The sequence below is a fragment of the Streptococcus sp. E29BA genome (assembly GCF_041807805.1).
In the GTDB taxonomy this organism is placed as follows: domain Bacteria; phylum Bacillota; class Bacilli; order Lactobacillales; family Streptococcaceae; genus Streptococcus; species Streptococcus entericus.
The window spans coordinates 17,406-36,110 of the sequence record NZ_JBGTZA010000023.1 but is presented as its reverse complement, the minus strand read 5'-3'; the positions used below and the strand labels follow the sequence as shown (position 1 = coordinate 36,110).

Sequence of the window (18,705 nt, the reverse complement as noted above, 5' to 3'; positions counted from 1 at the left end):
ACATAAAACGAGAGAAGACAAGAACTGTCCTCTCTCGGTGTTAAGTGGGTCAACCCACTACAGTTGACAAAGAGCCACTATTATAGCTAAAAAGAGGGAAAGTAATTTGTGAAAGATGTTGAAAACGATGGTTTCTTCATGCGTTTGTCCTGGATTATTTGTCGCTTAAAAATTTTCTTTCAATTTTGCTACTCGAAACGAGATATCTTCAATTATAGTACTTATGTTTAATAAATAATTACAATGAATCTCTTTTCACGTATCTTTTCTCTTTAAAATTCTCATAATATTATTGCTTATCATCAAGACACTACTATCATTTAAGAAATACAAAATTATAAAGTAAACACTCGCTGAACTCGTAATAAAAATAAATATTCTAGTCAAATCATTACTACCGGTAATTCTCAAAATAACGGCCAAAATTAATATGGATAGTGAAGTAATTAAATATTTTGTAAATGAATAAACTATTCTTGAATGTTCTAATAAGTGACGCACAAAATAGAAATTAAATAATAATTCTATTAATTCCGCAAGCACTGTTGAAATAGCCGCACCATTTTGCACAAACTGAGGTATTAAAGCAAAGTTGAAAATAATATTAACAATTGCCGCAATAGAAGTTGTAAACAAATTATTCTTTTCCCTTTTCATAGATACAAACAGTTGAACTATGAAAAAGGTATTTAGTGGCGAGAGTATGACTCTAGCAGATAAAATTTTTGCCGCCGTATTTCCCAACAAAAAAGATTCTCCACTGAATATAAGAATCAAAGATTTCGATAAGACAAATAAACCAACTGCTGCAGGAATGGAGAGCATAAAAAGAATATCGATTGCTCTATAAGACACTGCCCTAATCTTTTCCCAATCTTGTTTTTTTACCAGAACAGTAATCTTAGGGGTTAACACTGTAATAACTGCCACCAAGAGACTTGATACAATATTAACCATCTTCGTTGCAGCAACATAGTAGCCAACAAATTTATCCCCAGACATGATACCAAGCATTGTAGTATCTAAATTTGAAAATATTTGTACAGATATAGAGACTAAAAACATCAGCAAAACTGATGAAAAATGCCTTGAAATCCCATAATTTCCCAAATATTGCCATTTAATATATTTTTTAGAATAAATTATATTAATTATATTTGGTGCTACTGTACTGAGAATATGTAAAAACGCATATAAATATAAATCTTCTTTAGACTTAACTAGGATCAGGATTAACACAGTTGATACCATTTGTATCACAATTGTTCGAATAGAAATATAAGCATAATCTTCCATTGCAGCAAATAACCATTCCAATCCTAATGGCACCAGTAAAACTGTGATGGCATTGATCAATAGTAGCAGTTTATAGTCGTAAAGATTACTGAAAAAAAATATTAGACAAAAAAATAGGATCAAAGATATTATTACTGCTAATAAATTAATTATTAGTATCTCATGAGTAAATCGTGACAGTTTCTCTTTATCATATTTTAATAATGCGGCTTCCCTAGTGGCATAACTAACTATTCCAAGCATCGCAAGCAATACAAAATAAGATGCAATTGACCGTGAAAATTCTACTTTTCCGATATTTTCTGCTTCTAATATATGTGTAGCATAAGAATAAGAAATTAAAGGAAAAATCAAGGTTGATAAGACCTTAAGCAAATTAAATAAACTATTGGTATATACTCGCTTCATATCATCAATCTCTTCTTACAAATTCTTGGATAGATACGGGTGTATCATTAAAAACTGTACTATAGTTATAATAATTATTGTCAGCATTCAAAATTGAAATCCAAAAGCCTGCAAAAATCAAAGATATATAAAATAAACGTTGCCTTGGTTTTTGAATATAGGGAATTAAGAAAATAATGAATTGTAAACCTGTAAATGCTAATCTATTAAAAATATAAAAACGTATGCTTAAAATTAAAAAAGGTATCATTAGTAAACATAATCCTAGCATTCTTAAGTGGACAGTACTAAATCTAGTCAATACATCAGGTCTAGTCAAATGAAACAATATTAATACATAAATCATCAGTATGATAAGAGCAGCAACCTGCAACTTAAATTCTGTAGAACCTTGTTGTAAGAAACTTGATATGTAAACATCAATATAACGTATTCTAAGAACCTTTGATATAACAATCAATATTGGCTGTAAAAACAATAATAAAGATAATCCTATCGTTCCCATTAAGTATAAAAAATTTTTTGAGGGTTTAATATGATTCACAATTAATATTCCTATAATAACTGCAAGAGACGATAGATGGAACCAGCATGCTAATATTGATAAGATAGAAAATATTATATATTTTTTTGATTGCCACTGGTGAAAAGCCAACAAAATCAAGGACATTGCAAGGGATTGTTTCAGTATATTAGTAGACATTAAAAAGAAACCAAGAAAAATCCAAGACATTAATGATAAGACAGCATGTTTAGAATATTTTCTTATCATATAGAATACTGGAATATAGTTCAATAATCCATAAAATATAAAGAAGACAACCTCACTTGGGTTGATTTTTTTAATCACATACATCAATGTATATAGACCATTCTGAAATCGAGCATCAACTATCTCCCTAAGCGAATAAAACCATGAATCAATCGATTTAAAAGCTAGCAAATAATTATAATAATCTGAACCAGAATTTGTTCTAATACCAACAATAACTACCAATATAATAAGGCAGAAAAAATCTGACAAATAAATTGTTCCTATTTTTGCATATCTAAGCCTGAAAATTATTTTTGGGAAAGCTCTGTCTAAAACAAGGTATAAACCTATTACTAGTAAGCTAAATATCGTAAATTGAATCCCCCACAATAACATTTGTCCATATCTACTTGTCATTTAGAATTTCTCCCCTAGCTATACATTCATAAATATCCTCGACCTTTGAAATCCAGCGATAAATATTAAAATTACTATTCAACATCTCCTCAAACATTCCAAAACGATCAAGATTTTTCTCTCTCTGTCTATTTATCAGTACCGCCCATTTTTTTTCAGAAATATCATCTACATATTTTAATGCTGAATTACATTTCACCTGTTCTGTGATACCTGATCTCACTGCTAATGTCATCAAACCAGAAGTTTGTGTCTCAATTAATGATAGTGGCAAACCTTCATAACGTGAAGTTAAGATAAAAAGATCCATGGCAGATAAATAATCAGATACATTTTTCTTTGCTCCTAAAAAACGTACCTTTGAGGAAATATTCAGCATCCGACTATACTCCTCTAAATTTTCTCTATCAGGTCCATCACCTACTAACCATAATTCACTATCAGCATTAATCTTAGAGTATTCAGCATAGATTTCTAACAATCTAGTTTGATTCTTCTGGTAAGACAGTCTACCTACATTACCAATAATGAATTTTCCATTAGCCTCAAGCTCCTCCCTCACGCTCCTTCTCGCAACTTGGGAAAATTTTAGGTGTTCTAAATCCATCGCATTCGGCCAAAAGATGGCACTCTTTTGACTTCTTTTTGGAAACATCCACTGAGCTGCAAAATCAGAACAAGTAAAACGATAGTCACAAAACAAATCTTGTAGTTGTTTAAATAATTTGTGAACTACCGATCTCTTTGCTGGTGCAGAACTGTTATGTGAATGGATAATAACTGTCCTTCCAAGCAATTTAGACAAAAGTGCATCCATAAACATGATGGAGTAAGTTGTGTGAATATGAATAACTTTATAATCAGGATTATTTTTTAACAGTTTAAAAAAATCAATGATGTGTCTCAAGGGATTTTTAGAAATAAAATCAACACGATGTAGAATCCCTCCGAGAGAAATAATTTCATCCTCATAGAAGTTTTTTTCTCCATCATGGACGACAAAGTCGAAACTAAACCTATCCCTATCTATCGTTCGGTACATTTGCATAATCATATTTTCAATGCCACCAATATTCATCGAGCCAATAGGACAATGCAGAATTTTAATCTTGCTCATAAATTTCCTCTATAAATACATTAATAAATCGCTCAGTAGCATCACCATAATGACTAAAATAGCTATCTTTTACCGTTTTAATATGTGCTGATTGCACTTCATAATCAATATTTTTAATAGCTTCAATAACTTCAGCCTCTGATTTCAAAACACCGTTATAGAAGAGCTTTTCATAACCTTCGTAGATACCTCTTTGAACCGAATACTGGTCATAATCGTAGGCATAGGAAAAAATAGGCCTCTCAGTCAATGCAAAATCAAAAATAATACTAGAATAATCAGAAATCAAAAGGTCGGAAACAATAATCAAATCATTGATATTTGGGTACTTGAACGCATTAACAACGAACGGGTGATTTTCTGGAACATTCATTAACTTACTCACCTCATAATGTGCCGTCAGAAGCAAAATATAATCATTACCCAATTCTCTATACCAATGATCAAAATCAAACGGAGGACTTAACAAAGTTGCAAATGTAGAATCTCTATTGTATTCTCTAAATGTTGGAGCGTACAAAATAACTTTCTTATCCTTTGGGAGTCCCAAATGTTTTTTCAATCTCTCAATAGAATCTGCATCTCGAGTAAATAGATCATCATTTCGTGGTAAACCAATGTTTAAAATATTTGTACTTTCCTGCACTCCCCACGCACGTCTAATAATCTCTTCCTCCTTCTTACCTTCTAATACAATATAATCATGTATCTCTCGAAATAAATCAAAACCGGTTCTGTTATCAATATCAAGTCCAATTTTCTTGATACCTGTCATTCCGTGTGTAAAAAAGATATTTTTGGTAGAAGGCTTCATAAAATTAAGACCACGAGAAGCACTCGAATTCGTAATCCAGTACTTGGATTTCAAAGCTTGGATGAAGTAGCTTGGGGTGTCAATTTTTAATTTTTCGTGATGAGACACCTCATCAATAGATTCAGGATCCAAAAAAGCCCATTTAAATGTAAAATCCTCAAAACGACGATCTGCCTTCATCGCTTCATAGACAGCTTTGGGACTATCATCATAACGTTGACCACCATAAACAACAAACAAAATCTGCTTGTCATTTGTTGGAATAAAAAAACCAATCGCTCTCAATAAGAATGAAAATAATTTCGTGTAAATTAAAAAAATTAGTTTATTTGTTTTTAGAATATTTTTTATTATTTGCATATCAGTTCTTTCGTTTATCTAACTCGTGCAGATTATATATGTTCAGCATACTTTTTTCAATTTTGAATTGCGAAAACTGAATAGATTTTATCAAGCTCACCTGACTCATGGTTTTACGAAGCTCAGCATTCTCTAACAATCTGGTTATAGCCTCACTCCAATCTCTGGAATTCATAGTTGACATGATCAAACCATTTTCTCCATCTTCAACCAAATCTCGATTTCCACGACAATCTGATACAATTAATGGCAATCCAAGCCCCATAGCCTCCATCAAATGCATAGGCAATCCTTCTTGAAGAGAACTAGATAGAGCTATATCGGAGATTTGCATCAGATTTGGAACATCATCCCGAAATCCTAATAAAAGGATATTATCCTCTAAATCTAAATCTTTAATTTCCTGTTGATAAAACGTCATCAACTCTCCCTTACCAACTAGCAACAGAACTGTGCTCGGATAGTTAGTAACTATAACTTTCATTGCATTAATTAAAACAGATTGATTTTTTCGCTTACTCAACTCCCCAACATAAATCAATATATGTTTAAAACGATCTAGATCAAGTTGCTTTCGCCTTTTTTCTTTCTCTACTTGAGAAATTGGAGAAAACTTCTGGTAATCAACTCCAACTCCATTCACCAACTCCAGTTTCTTCATGCTAAATTTATTTTTTGCTAGCTGATAATCTTCCTGGTTAATAGTAATGAGGCAATCAGTCACTCGCGACAACAACTTTTCAATTGGATAAAATATCAACCAGTTTTTAAGTGGGGCTCCTTTAAAAAAATGAAAACCATGGGCAGTGTACAAAACCTTTGTGTCCGGAAATTGCATTCCAACTAATCGTCCAACCACACCACCAACCGGAGAATGACAATGTATCAAATCAAATTTCTCTCGCTCAACTAACTCCTTTAATTGCTTGTAAGCTCTGATATTAGTTAAAGAAAGAGGAGAACGCTGAAAATCGATATGATGTTCAACAATATCCACTTCCGCTAGTCTATCACTCCGTTCGTCAAAATTAGCTGCTCCATGAACTTCATAACCCAGTTTTCTCAAAGCAGAGATATTAGCTTGTTCAAAAAGATAAAATTGACGGCTGACTGTTGATACAATCAGTGCTTTTTTCATTACCTGACTCCTTTAATTTCTCCAGTGATGATATACACTTGAACAAGACTGATAGAGATACCCATTCTTTGTATAAAAACGTATTGCCTTGCTATTATTTATCTGTGTCCCTACTTTTATAGTATTTACTTTTTCTTGAAAAGCAAACTGCTCGACAGAGTCTAAAAGTGAACTTCCAATGCCTTGCTGTTTTACGGAAGAATCGACTGCGATTAACTCTATTATCAGTTCATCATTATGTATCGAAAACAACAGGAAACCGAGGCAAACAGTCTCGTTCATGAATTGCGCGAAGTATTTTTCTTCTCTTTCAAAAGCGGTTCTCACCCAATTCCGGTAAACCATACAAGCTTTACTTTTCTCTAATTTTGAATCATTAAAAAATCGTGAATAGATGAAAGACCTGCTTGCAATGTCTAGTATGTCTTCAGAAGGTGTAAGGTTGTTTTTTATAGTAACTTGATTCGATCCTTTTTGAGAAAATGCTGACCGTTTTTTTGAAAATTGGACATTCACATCCATCAAGCTAGCTACTGTATTTTGTCCTAGCCATTCATTGAGTACAGGGATATTCCCTTCATTATAAATAACTGTAAACTCATTTGAATCTAAATCTGCCAAAATTTTAGAATACTCCCTCATTCCTAAAGCATCATGTAAGACAATCCTTCCAGATGATACCCCAAAAAAATTAGTATCCCATTCTAGCTGTTGATAGCTATAGCTATTACTTCCCATTTTTTTCCTCATTTGCGATAAATACAGATTCTCTACTAATAATTGACAGGACCGTTTTTAAAACAACCTTCATATCCATCCACAATGTTAAATGATCGATATAATAGATGTCATTTTTTATTCGTTCCTTCCAAGGAATCGTATTTCTAAAATAAGCCTGATTGTAACCTGTAATCCCTGGCCTCACTTCTAATTTACGTATTTCATTTCCAGAGTACTGTTCTTTATGCTCTGGTAAATCTGGACGTGGACCAACCAAGCTCATATCCCCTAATAAAACATTTAAAAGTTGGGGAATTTCATCAATACTTGCTTTACGAATAAATTTACCAATAGGTGTTAGTCGAGGATCATCCTCGCCATTATAAGTCGATCCATCGGCATTTCTAATGTCTGGTGCATTCAGCTTCATAGACCTGAATTTATACATTTTAAACAATTGACCATCTTTTCCCAATCTTTCAGCATTATAAAATATATTTCCTTTGTCTTGGAAATATATAATAGGACCAACGATTAAAATAAGCAATAGTACAATAGGTAAACAAATCAAAGAAATAACCAGATCAAAGAGACGTTTGAAAAAATTTTTATACATTACTGATTCTCCTATACAAGCTCACATAGACTTTCAATAATGTAGTCCACTTCCTCGTCTGTTAGTTGTGTATGTAGTGGTAAAGTCAGTTCATGAACAAAATACTGATAAGCATTCGGATAATCTTCTAATCGATACCCTAAGTTTTTATAAGCTGTTAACATTGGGAGGGGTTTATAATGAACATTACATGCAATCCCCTTTTCAGCCATTTTTTCAATAATCTGATTTCTCTCTTCCATGCTAGCATCTTCAATATGAGTAATATATAGGTGCATTGATGAAGTATAATCTGTTGTCAAGTGAGGCAATGGTTTTATTCTTGTTCCCTCAAATCCCTTATTGTAACGCTCAACAATCTGTCTACGACGATCTAATAAGGTTGGGTATCGTTTCATTTGTGCAAGTCCAATAGAAGCCATAATATCAGTCATATTACACTTATAAGCAGGCACCTCAATATCATATTCCCAAGCACCTAATTGTGTCTTAGCAAGTGCATCCTTCGTTTGACCATGTAGCGAATAAATCTGAAATTCTTTATATAATTTTTCATCATCCAAATCCGGACGCGGACGCCAAGTCACGCTACCACCCTCAGCAGTGGTAAAGTTTTTAACAGCATGAAAAGAAAATGATGTAAAATCAGCAATCTCACCTGCAACCTTACCTTTATAAACCGTACCTAAAGCATGTGCGCTATCCGATAGAATAATAACACGGTTAAAGATCTCTTGCCATGAGGTCGCTGACTTAAAGAGATGAGCCTTTGATTCTACAATTGAAAACAATTTGTCATAATCACATGGAATTCCTGCTAGCTCAACAGGAATGATAACCTTTGTCTTCTCTGTAATAGCTTTCTCAAGTTTTTCATAATCCATCTGGAATGAATCTTTTTGAATATCTACCATAACAGGAGTTGCACCGACATGTGTAATTACACTACAAGAAGCTGTATAAGTCATGGCTGGTACAATGACTTCATCGCCAGGACCTACTCCTAGGACACGCAGTGTTAGTTCTAACGCAGCCGTTGCAGAGTTTAGACAAACTGTTTTATTGGTCTTCGTATACTCTGATAACTGTCGTTCTAACTCTTTTGTTTTAGGTCCGGTAGTAATCCAACATGATTGAAGGGTATCAAGAACTTCATCAATTTCCAGTTGTGAAATATCTGGTGGGGAAAATGGGATATTGTATTTTTTCATATTTATTTACCTTGTCTCGCTTGTCAATCTAAGATTTCATAGTTGTTTTTTTCACAAATAATTACTTTTCTGATTAAGATGCCACATATTAAATCAGAAAATACTTCAAATACCCCTCAAACCGATCTTGAGCTATGAGGAAGATGTCGATAAGATAGCCGTTGACTTCACTATATTCGTTTAAGACATGGTAATAGAAATATTTCAAAGCATCTATAATAATAAATGGGGTAACCCCGTACTTCAAGCATTCCTTTAACATGATAAGACGCCCGATATATCCCTTTCTATTTTGAAGGGAGTGGATACGCTCAAATCATAAAAACTCCCGATCCAATATGATACCCCTTGATGGCTCTGCTATGAAGGTGCCTAACCTTAAGGTATCTCTGTACTTCCGTCAAACGACACCTTCAGTAAGATTCGAGCTGTCAATAATCTTCATTTATAATTTTTGGTAGAGCCTCCCTTTGAGGTTAACGTTTCTTTCTTTTCTGAATCGTTCAAATATCATGTTTATTCCTGCCTTGCAAAATCAACGAGTTGTCTTTTCAATTCATCTTCAGGTAACGTCAGTAAACCATCCACAAATGTTTGAACAATTGCTGGCGATTGGTTTTGAACACGACCCACAAATATCTTATCATATACTTGCTGACTGATCCGTTCTTCGCTGGAAAGAAGTTCTTCATAAAGCTTTTCCCCTGGTCTAATCCCTGTCTCAACAATACCAATCTCTTCTACAGTATGACCACTGAGTTTTATGACCTTGGTAGCTAAGTCTTTAATCAAGACGGGGTCTCCCATGTCAAGTACAAAAATCTCTCCTCCCTTGGCCAAATGGCCAGCCTGTATCACCAGACGACTCGCTTCTGGAATTGTCATAAAATACCGTGTCATCCGAAAATCTGTTACAGTTACTGGTCCACCACTGGCAATCTGACGTTTAAAGAGAGGAACAACACTGCCTCTGCTTCCCAAAACATTACCAAACCTTACAGCAGAGAACTGTGTCTGACCAGCTTCGTTCAGATTGGCTACGATCATCTCTGCCACACGTTTAGTTGCACCCATCACATTCGGAGGATTAACCGCCTTATCTGTCGAGACCATGACAAACTTTTCAACTCGGGCTGCTTTGGCTGCTTCAGCAACATTTTTTGTCCCAAAGATGTTATTTTTAACGGCTTCTTTAGGATTGTATTCCATTAGAGGGACATGCTTATGTGCTGCAGCATGGTAAACCACCTGCGGACGATAGGCTGCTAACAACTCAGCAATCAGCTCCCGGTCCTGTATATCAGCAATTAAAGGCACAATATCAATCACCTGACCATACTTATTAACTAGTTCTTGATGAATCAGATAAATAGAATTTTCCCCATGTCCCAACAATAGGAGCTGTTTGGGTGAAAACTTGGCTATTTGACGACAAATTTCTGAACCAATGGAGCCACCCGCCCCTGTGACCAAAATTGTCTTGCCAGAGAAGTAAGCATTGAGGGATTCCTGTTCCAGCACCACTTCATCTCGCCCCAGTAAATCAGTAATATCTATCTCACGCAAGGATGAAGTAGAGACTTTTCCCAAAATAATATCTTCAACATTTGGCATGCTATTAACCGTTACTCCAGCCAAATGACAGATATCAACTAACTTCTGCCTTGCTTCTTTTGTTAAAGATGGAATTGCAATGGTAACCTGTTCTATGCTGTATTCTTGCACTAAATGCGGAATATCTTCCACATCTCCCAACACTTTCTTCCCTTGTATGTAGGTCCCTTTTTTATTTCGATCTTGATCAATAATGCCAATTATCTCAATGTCGCTATGGTTACCAGATAGGGTTGATAAGAATAAATGGCCTCCAGCGCCTGCTCCTACAAGCAAGGTTCGCACTGTTCTTTGACTGGATTTCCCGTAGCGTTCACGTTCACTTAATGTTCGCCATAACATCCTGGGTGTTATGATATAAAGAAACGAGAATAAGAGAGATAATAGAATAAAACGGCAACTCAGTTGCCCTAATATAGAAAGCGAGTAGGCAACCAAAGCCAAATGAGCACCAGCAAGCGATAAACCAATCGTCAGCAAAGTGCTGGAACTTGTGTAACGTGTTAGTACAGAAAACACATGGAGATAACGAGCAAGTATTAAGTAAACCAAGCTAATGATTAACCAAGAAACCACAAAAAATCGACTTGTTATCACTGTAAATGCCTCAGAAAACATGCTACTAGTCAGTAAGGCTAAAAAAATCATCAGAAGATCAACGATTATCAATACCATTCGTTTTGTCGAACGTGACAAAGTCTCGCTATAGGTAATCAATCTAATTATTATCTCCTTTCAAACAAGTGCATTCAATTTAGAACAACTTCTTCTCTCAGTCTTTTATCTAGCGTTTTTTATAAAAATAACATTTATTTTCTGGCACGCTTTGTTATTTTGTTTTCCTGCTGTTTCCCATAGTCACCATAATGCCCATAAGAGCCGTAATTATCAACGGTCTGCTTGACCTTATTCAGAATAATACCTAGAAACTGAGCGCCACTCTGCTTCATTTGGTCAACAGCTTTGGTGATAAATTTCCGTTTGATTTCGCCTGCTTCCGTAACAATAATACTAGCATCACATTGCTGTGCAATAATAGCAGCATCAATCACCATACCAATTGGTGGTGAGTCAATAATAACATAGTCGTACCAACTTCTAGCATTGGTCAATAGCTCCTTGAAATTGTTGTTTTGCAACAACGCTGTTGGATTAGGTGGAAAAGGTCCTGTTGGAATGACAGATAGATTTTCCACATTAGTATCACAGATGACTTCCAGCAGTTCGCTATTGCCCGATAAATAGGAAGTTAGCCCTGCAATTTTACCATTAGCCCTAAACGTCCCTGACATGGTAGAGTTACGTGTGTCCGCATCAATCAGGAGCGTTTTGAAGCCAGAACGCGCAAAAGACACTGCTAAACTCGTCGTTGTAGTACTCTTGCCTTCGTTCGGTTGCACTGAAGTCAGCACAATGGTCTTAAAATGAGCACCACTAAAGCGAATGTTGGTGCAAATAGCATTGTAATATTCTTCTGTTTTTTTGATGTCTAAAGCCTTGTTTCTAGTCAGGTCTAATTGTGGCATGTTATAATCTCCTATTTGATTTGAGCGGTATCAGGAACCAAGCCTAGAAGGGTTAATCCCAGCACTTCTTCCACATCTTCAGGACGGCGGACGCGATCGTTCAAAATCTCAGTCAACATCACGATGACAACAGCTAAAAAACCACCTGCCAAGGCACCCAGAAGGGTATTTCTCTTGAGATTTGGAGACGATGGAGCAGCGGCATCCTCTGCTTCTTCCATTGTCTTGACTGTTTCAACCTGCGTGATGTCCATAATTTTCTCAGATGCGACCTCGCGCACAGCATTGGCTAGACGAGTCGCTTCGCTTGGGCTCTCATCCTCAATTGAGATTGAGATAATCCGCGTATTGGTTGGGACAGAAACTGAAAGTTTGCCCAGTAGAGCTTCTTTGCTGAGGTTCAACCCTTCCTTTTCAATGACAGTCAACAGGACATCTTTAGAGGTGATAATTTCCTTGTAGTCCTTGACTAGATAGTCGCCGACCTGAAGGTCCTGAGTCGTAATTTTTCCTTCAGCTTGACCTCGCTGATTACCAACATAGATACGAGTAGTCGACGTATACTTCGGCGTTACCACAAAACTACTAACCGCTAGAGCCGCCGTGGCAAATAGCAAGGACGTGAACAAAATCATAAATTTTTTCGCCCAAAGTTTTTTCAACAAGAATAGCACATCAATTTCAATGGTTGAGGAATTATTTTCCATGGTATCTCCTAAATGTATTGATTATCTAATAACGATTGCGGGTTGGTTATAAATAAATGTTCTGCCCGCTCAGCTCCGTAGGCTTGAGCAACGATGTCGTAAGCCTCTTTCATAAACGGTTTACGGCTGTCTAGATTGTGCATATCACTAGCCACGCAGTGAACCAGATTTTTATCCAGAAAGAAACGCGCACGTTTCTTGTACTCTTTCAGACCATCTCCAAATAATTTTAGTTTAGTGACATGCACACTGTTGATTTGCGTATAAGCTCCCATTTGAATCAGGTCTTTTACTTTTTTGTCATCAAAAGCTAGCGCATGATAGCGTTCGATATGGGCTAAAACTGGTGTGATGCCAAGCAAAGAAACCTTGCTTACCGCTTGGTGGATATCCTTGTAGGGTGTATTAGAGCTAAACTCAACAAGAGCAAATCGTGTCCCGTTCAAGGTCGGAAAATAGCCTTTTTCTAATTGCTCCATCATCGGGGAACTATAATAAAGTTCCCCACCGTAAAACAGCTGCAAATCAGGTAACTGCTCTTTGACCTGAGCTTTAACCACTAAAAAATGACTCAATATGGTTTCTTCAGGTGTTTCAAACATGCCTTTTCGCCTGTGAGAGGTCGCAACAACTTGACGAACCCCCTGATGATAGGCCTCTTTTAAAAGGTTTAATGACTCATCAAGGGTTTTAGGACCATCATCAACGCCATAGATAATATGCGAATGAATGTCAATCATCCACGACCCTCCAACACATCCAGCATTGCTTGTTTAGTTTGAGCAACACTGGCTTCATCTAGACTCACCATATAAAGTGCAGCATTTGGCATGGCATAAGATGGCAACTGCCCCGTCGAGCCATAACCTGTCACTGCTTGAGAAGTCACCTGATATTGACCACCGCTATCTAGCTGACCATTTGCCAAATCCATCATGGTTGACAGCGGCATATCTGTCTGAACAGAGCCACTCAAGCCGTCAATCAAACTCTGATATTTTCCGATAGATTCCAGCGAAGCCAACTTGTTGATCAAGGCTGAAACAATCTTCATCTGATTTTTCCCACGGTCGTTGTCGCCACCTTGTAAACTATAACGCTCACGAACAAAGGTTAAAGCTTGTTCAGCGTTCAAAGTAACATGCCCCATTGGGAAATGATATTTTCCATGTAAGCTAGTAAACTCCTGATCATTGTCGACTTCAATCCCTCCGACTAAGTCAATCAGCTCAACAAAGGAGGTAAAATTAAGACGAACATAGTAATCAATCGGCAGACCATAGAGATTCTCAAGTGTTTGAACAGAGGAGCCAACACCATAGATACCTGCGTGTGTCAGTTTATCAGACTGACCGTTTCCACCACCTGCGATTGGCACATAGGCATCGCGCGGCGTTGTTGTCAGAAGCACTTTTTTGGTTTGACGATTGACAGTCATAATGATGTTAACATCTGAACGTGAAACACCTGAAATAGGTCCATAAGAGTCGATGCCGCTGATATAGATGTTGAAGGCATCGCCATTTGTTACTGTTTGTTTAGGTGGTGTGGGAGTTTCAATTTTTGTGCCGTAAAGGGTTCTAATCTTGCTTGTAAACTCGGAATCAACTGCCTCCAAAAGCGGGATGTAGGCTTGATTGAGTGCCATCGCTTTTGAGTTGTCTGACATGATCTGGTTGTAAGCCGTTTGATAAGCATCAACCGTGTCAACGTTTGGTGTCAGTGACTTCTCAGCTTTGAGATTGGCTAACAATTTATCAAGATTTGCCGCGTCATTAGCAGGTGCAAGAAGGCTTGTGACTTGGCTGATGTCCGTCAGTGGGCTATCGTTTGCTACGATAACGGTCATCTCAACCTGTGAAAAGCTCGCGGTTTGATTTAATTGTTTTGATAAGTCAATAGCTGAATGGGAAAAGAAAATCCCTGCACCAACTAGTAAGCTAGACAAAAGCAAGAGAACACTATTAAATAGTTTAGCTTTTTTCGTTACAATAAGCAACAAGCCTAGGCAAAAAACAAGAAATAGAAGACCTATGGCTATCCAGTTGACCGACCGAAAGGCTAGAAAGTTATAGGTTACTATTAAAAAAGCAAGATAAACGCTCGCCAAAGTGTATAAAGCTAGTAAAAACAAATTAAACAGATTAGTTAGTCCATTTGCAGACTTTGCTTGGCGATGCCGTTGTGAACGCTTGTTCATCGGTTCTCCTATAATGATTATTATTTTACTCACTCAAATTATAGCACCTTATAACTTTTTTTACAAGTCAATTATCGTCTAAATCACGCTATGTCTCTTTTGTAAACGCATTACCGCCAACAAATGTTTTCCTTAGAAAGACACAAAGAACGCCACTGCTGATAAGGAAAGTAGCAACTCCTGACACCAGACAAAACTAGATAACTAAAAAAACAGATACAGCAATCAAATAATGTTCGTTTTTAGGTATCGCAACTAAAAACACAGAAACAATTGTTTATTGCTTCTGTGTTTGATGTGTTCATCAGAGAAATTCGTTAATCAAGCCACCGATACCTGATGAATTGTTGGATTCGGTCGTTCCGACAAAAGTACCTAGATGACTAGCAAAGGTACCTAAATTAAGACTTTGCACGTAGATGTCTCCTGTCCCACGGAAAGTGTTAACCACCCCTTCACCTGTTCCGACTGATTGCAGCCAGCCGTTTTCGAGGTGAATATGGTAATCAAGACTAGTGCTCCAAGCAACCACATGGGCGTTATCGATGGTCATTTCTTGATTGGTTAGGCTGATTTTTTTGATAGAACCGAACGCATTCGCTAGTAAAATCCCTTGCCCCTGTGTGGTCATGACAAAGAAACCACCTTGCCCACCAAAGAGGGCACGACCAACACTCTGGAGCTCAAGGGTATAGTGCGCTGAGCCATCCATGGCTAGAAAGGCACCGTCATTGAGACGGTACTGCTCTGCTCCCAATTCTAATGCAATCACTTGACCAGGCATCGACGGAGCAATAGCTAACTTGCCATCATCCGCCGACGAGATCGCCTGCGTGATAAAAGCGGACTCCCCTGACACCATAGAACGCCCCACTGCCTTAATCAACTTCCCAAGACCACTGCCTTGGGCATTGAGCTTGGTGTTGAGACTGATGCTGGGGGTGTGATAAACCATGCTGCCACGCTGAATATAGGCAGACTCACCGCGTTCGAGAGCGATTTCCACCAGCGGAAAATTTTCGTTGCTAGAAATGGTGTAATTCATACGATTGTCTGACATGATAAATCTCCTTTGTTTGATGTTGTTGATACAGAGATTGTACCGCTTTCTTTTTTTGTTGTCAAACAGTAATCACGACCCTTTTATTAACTTAGACTTTCCTCAATCGCTTCGTAAACAAACTGGGCAGTCCCTGCACCCGCTACTTGGTCAATGGTCTGGGTGAAGCGGTTGTCCTGGGCATACATCATGCCAAGTCCTCGTAAAATTTCTGATGTGCAAGGGTAATAATGTTCAGAAATCGTATCTTGCAGTCGTTTAACCTGCTCTTGCACCGCAGGGGCTGTAACAGTTAAATGTCTGAGTTTACCAAATTCCTCAAAAATCGTCATCAGCTCATGATGACTGGTCTGCCAATCGTCAGCGGCTGTTTTGGCAACAAAGTCTTGGTAGGCTTGAGTATTGCCCCAACGGTTTTGAGCTTCTTCTTGAAGCTGTTTGAGTTCTTCCTGGTTAAAAATGTCTAGTGTCATGGTACCTTCTCCTTTGATTAAGTCCTTGGTGAGCGATAGGAGCTTGTCCAAGCGCTCACGTTTGAGTTCCAATAGATGGACATACTCCCTTAGCACCGCCCGCTTCACCGCTGGTGGTCCATCTAGTAGCTCCGCTATGGTTTTCAGAGGAAGCTCTAACTCACGAAAGAGCAAGATGTCTTGCAAGCGCATCAAGGCCTTATCGTCATAAAGCCGATAAAGACTTGCAGTCACTTGACTTGGACGCAAAAGTCCAATCTCATCATAATAGTGCAGGGTGCGTACGCTCACCCCTGTCAGTTGACTGACCTCTTTGACTGTTTTCATGACAGATGTCCTCCTTGATACCCATTCTACACCCTGACGCGACGTGAGTGTCAAGCTTTTTTTTTAAATAAATGAGCAAAGGCTAGTTTTTTCTTCCTAAATCTGCTATACTGGTCAAAACAAAAAGGAGGCTCTGCTATGTTCCCTAAAAAACCATTGACAAAAGGTTCCCACATCCGCGTGCTTAGCCCATCTAGCTCCATCCATCGTCTAGGCGGCTTTGAAGCGAACCTAGCTGCTAAAGAGCGCTTGGAAGCCTTGGGCTTTCATCTGTCCTTTTCGTCCCATTATCTGGTACCTGCTGATGCGCTGGACTCAGCCCCGATTGCCGATCGGGTGGCGGACTTACACGAGGCCTTTGCGGACGAGTCGGTGGATGCGATTTTGGCGACGATCGGCGGTAGCAATGCCAATGAGCTCTTGCCTTATCTGGACTACGCGTTGATTGCCCAAAACCCAAAAATCCTCTGTGGCTACTCGGACACAACAGCCCTCCTTAATGCCATCTATGCCAAGACAGGGGTTATGACCATCATGGGACCCAGCTACTCGAGTTTCAAGATGGTGGAGGGACAGCCCTACCAAACGGCGTCTTGGCTAGCAGCGACCAGCCTTGCCCCTTACGACCTAACGCCTAGTCCTGAGTGGTCCAGTGATGCCTGGTATGACCCTAGCCTACCACGCCAGTTTTTCCCAACAGCTTGGAAGGTTTATGCCCATGGCAGAGCTGCTGGCACAGCCATCGGTGGCAACCTGTCGACCTTCGGTCTCTTGCGTGGCACCCCTTATGCCCCACAGCCAGACCGCTATGTGCTGTTCTTAGAAGAGGCCGAAAGTGATGATTACATCGAATTTAATCGCCATTTGGCAGCCATTCTCCAAGCCTATCCTAACCCTCAAGCCGTCTTGATTGGACGCTTTCCCAAGGAATGTCAGATGACGGAAGAGACCCTTCTCTACATTCTGGACAAGCACCCTGTCCTCAAGACCATCCCAGTGCTTTATGACTTGGACTTTGCCCACACCCAACCGCTCTTTAGCCTGCGGATTGGTGGACAGGTGACCGTAGACACGTCAAATCTGAGCATCCGATTTGATTAGATTGCAAAAAATCCGCCACAGAGCGGATTTTTAGTTTGTGTATACTCAAAGAAAATCAACATCAGACGAGGTCAAATTCTACAAGTTATCAACCACAGATTGCACTAACTCAGTCGTTGGGGCAGTGTCGCTTTCAACACTTATCCGTCACAAGGGAGTTGACGACGGCTGGCGAGAGAGACAGAGCGTATCAATCCGGATGCTGTCCATCGTGGGCTTGCCAGAGGCAGTCGGTCAGCTGGAAATTGCTAAAGCGGGCAGTAAAGCGAGAGTCTTCTGGGCTGCAAGCATAGACGCCGAAGGAGACCTGCTTGCTAGCAGCTGCCATGTGGCAAATCCGCATCTAGTGGAAGCGGACGCCGTCCAGAGAATACTCGATTTTGAAGTCGTCCTGCCGTCTGCTCAGGCGGTAGACGACTTGTTTGGTCGTAGTTGGAAACTCAGCGGTTGCCCAGTCGGAATAACCGCCGTTGGTCACGACACTGCCTAAGTGTTGAAAATCGTCGTTTTCATATTCTACAGACGCTTTTAACCAATTCTGCTCGCTTTTTCATTTCAAGGTTCGCACCTTCCACAGTCTTTCCCTAGACTGTGGAAGCTATCCTGATAGAGGACGATGCCTGCTTGGTCAAAGCGGTGATGGCTGTCCGTAAAGTCAACGGTGACGGTAAAGGAGAAAAATGGGTCATCCGTTGTCATCTGAAAGAGTGGGGCGTTGTCGTTTTGGAAATGGTAGTAGGTCCGTTGCCAGAGGTCGGTGTGGGGCTGGGTGGTCAGGGTCAAGCTGTCCTCCTTGACTATCCAATTCTCAGGCTCTCGTGTCCATGAAAAAGCGGTTAGATCCAT

General features: G+C 38.8%; 17 protein-coding genes and 1 pseudogene. 1 reads left to right on the top strand and 17 read right to left on the bottom strand.

Annotation, left to right across the window (positions count from 1 at the left end):
* Nucleotides 1–255: 255 nt before the first annotated feature.
* From ACERC8_RS06905 to ACERC8_RS06830, 16 genes are all read right to left on the bottom strand, one after another.
* Nucleotides 256–1,704: a flippase gene (locus ACERC8_RS06905; protein ID WP_373659162.1), complete on the bottom strand. Its 1,449-nt coding sequence runs from the start codon at nt 1,702–1,704 to the stop codon at nt 256–258.
* A gap of 4 nt (nt 1,705–1,708) precedes the next feature.
* Nucleotides 1,709–2,875 (bottom strand): EpsG family protein, encoded by a 1,167-nt coding sequence (locus ACERC8_RS06900; RefSeq protein WP_373659161.1) that lies wholly within the window; start codon nt 2,873–2,875, stop codon nt 1,709–1,711.
* Nucleotides 2,865–3,992 (bottom strand): glycosyltransferase, encoded by a 1,128-nt coding sequence (locus tag ACERC8_RS06895; protein ID WP_373659160.1) that lies wholly within the window; start codon nt 3,990–3,992, stop codon nt 2,865–2,867. Before ACERC8_RS06895 ends, ACERC8_RS06900 begins: the two co-directional genes overlap by 11 nt.
* Nucleotides 3,979–5,166 (bottom strand): CDP-glycerol glycerophosphotransferase family protein, encoded by a 1,188-nt coding sequence (locus tag ACERC8_RS06890; RefSeq protein WP_373659159.1) that lies wholly within the window; start codon nt 5,164–5,166, stop codon nt 3,979–3,981. The genes ACERC8_RS06895 and ACERC8_RS06890 overlap by 14 nt, the downstream gene beginning before the upstream one ends.
* Before the next feature lies 1 nt (nt 5,167).
* Nucleotides 5,168–6,304: a glycosyltransferase family 4 protein gene (locus ACERC8_RS06885; RefSeq protein ID WP_373659158.1), complete on the bottom strand. Its 1,137-nt coding sequence runs from the start codon at nt 6,302–6,304 to the stop codon at nt 5,168–5,170.
* Between the two features lie 12 nt (nt 6,305–6,316).
* Nucleotides 6,317–7,042: a GNAT family N-acetyltransferase gene (locus ACERC8_RS06880; RefSeq protein WP_373659157.1), complete on the bottom strand. Its 726-nt coding sequence runs from the start codon at nt 7,040–7,042 to the stop codon at nt 6,317–6,319.
* Nucleotides 7,032–7,640, bottom strand: coding sequence for a sugar transferase (locus ACERC8_RS06875; RefSeq protein WP_373659156.1), 609 nt, complete (start codon nt 7,638–7,640; stop codon nt 7,032–7,034). Before ACERC8_RS06875 ends, ACERC8_RS06880 begins: the two co-directional genes overlap by 11 nt.
* A gap of 11 nt (nt 7,641–7,651) precedes the next feature.
* Nucleotides 7,652–8,851, bottom strand: a complete 1,200-nt coding sequence (locus ACERC8_RS06870) for a DegT/DnrJ/EryC1/StrS family aminotransferase (RefSeq protein WP_373659155.1) — start codon at nt 8,849–8,851, stop codon at nt 7,652–7,654.
* 88 nt (nt 8,852–8,939) lie between these two features.
* Nucleotides 8,940–9,113, bottom strand: a complete 174-nt coding sequence (locus ACERC8_RS06865; protein ID WP_373659154.1) for a hypothetical protein — start codon at nt 9,111–9,113, stop codon at nt 8,940–8,942.
* Between the two features lie 254 nt (nt 9,114–9,367).
* Complete coding sequence (locus tag ACERC8_RS06860; RefSeq protein ID WP_373659153.1) at nt 9,368–11,161, bottom strand: polysaccharide biosynthesis protein; 1,794 nt, start codon at nt 11,159–11,161, stop codon at nt 9,368–9,370.
* A gap of 113 nt (nt 11,162–11,274) precedes the next feature.
* Entirely contained in the window at nt 11,275–11,991 is a 717-nt protein-coding gene (locus tag ACERC8_RS06855) for a tyrosine-protein kinase (RefSeq protein ID WP_373659152.1), read from the bottom strand.
* Between the two features lie 11 nt (nt 11,992–12,002).
* A complete protein-coding gene (locus ACERC8_RS06850; protein ID WP_373659151.1) occupies nt 12,003–12,698 on the bottom strand; it encodes a Wzz/FepE/Etk N-terminal domain-containing protein in 696 nt (231 codons plus the stop codon).
* Between the two features lie 8 nt (nt 12,699–12,706).
* Nucleotides 12,707–13,438 (bottom strand): capsular polysaccharide biosynthesis protein Cps4B, encoded by a 732-nt coding sequence (cps4B, locus tag ACERC8_RS06845; RefSeq protein WP_373659150.1) that lies wholly within the window; start codon nt 13,436–13,438, stop codon nt 12,707–12,709.
* On the bottom strand, nt 13,435–14,898 hold the full coding sequence (locus tag ACERC8_RS06840; RefSeq protein ID WP_373659149.1) for an LCP family protein: 1,464 nt from the start codon (nt 14,896–14,898) through the stop codon (nt 13,435–13,437). The genes cps4B and ACERC8_RS06840 overlap by 4 nt, the downstream gene beginning before the upstream one ends.
* A gap of 304 nt (nt 14,899–15,202) precedes the next feature.
* On the bottom strand, nt 15,203–15,958 hold the full coding sequence (locus ACERC8_RS06835) for a TIGR00266 family protein (protein ID WP_373659148.1): 756 nt from the start codon (nt 15,956–15,958) through the stop codon (nt 15,203–15,205).
* A gap of 86 nt (nt 15,959–16,044) precedes the next feature.
* Nucleotides 16,045–16,758, bottom strand: coding sequence for a MerR family transcriptional regulator (locus tag ACERC8_RS06830; protein ID WP_373659147.1), 714 nt, complete (start codon nt 16,756–16,758; stop codon nt 16,045–16,047).
* A gap of 138 nt (nt 16,759–16,896) precedes the next feature.
* On the opposite strand from ACERC8_RS06830, the gene ACERC8_RS06825 reads away from it, so the two are divergent.
* Entirely contained in the window at nt 16,897–17,859 is a 963-nt protein-coding gene (locus tag ACERC8_RS06825) for a S66 peptidase family protein (protein WP_373659146.1), read from the top strand.
* 190 nt (nt 17,860–18,049) lie between these two features.
* Here the strand turns inward: ACERC8_RS06825 and ACERC8_RS06820 are convergent.
* A pseudogene (locus tag ACERC8_RS06820) lies at nt 18,050–18,705 on the bottom strand (DUF1349 domain-containing protein).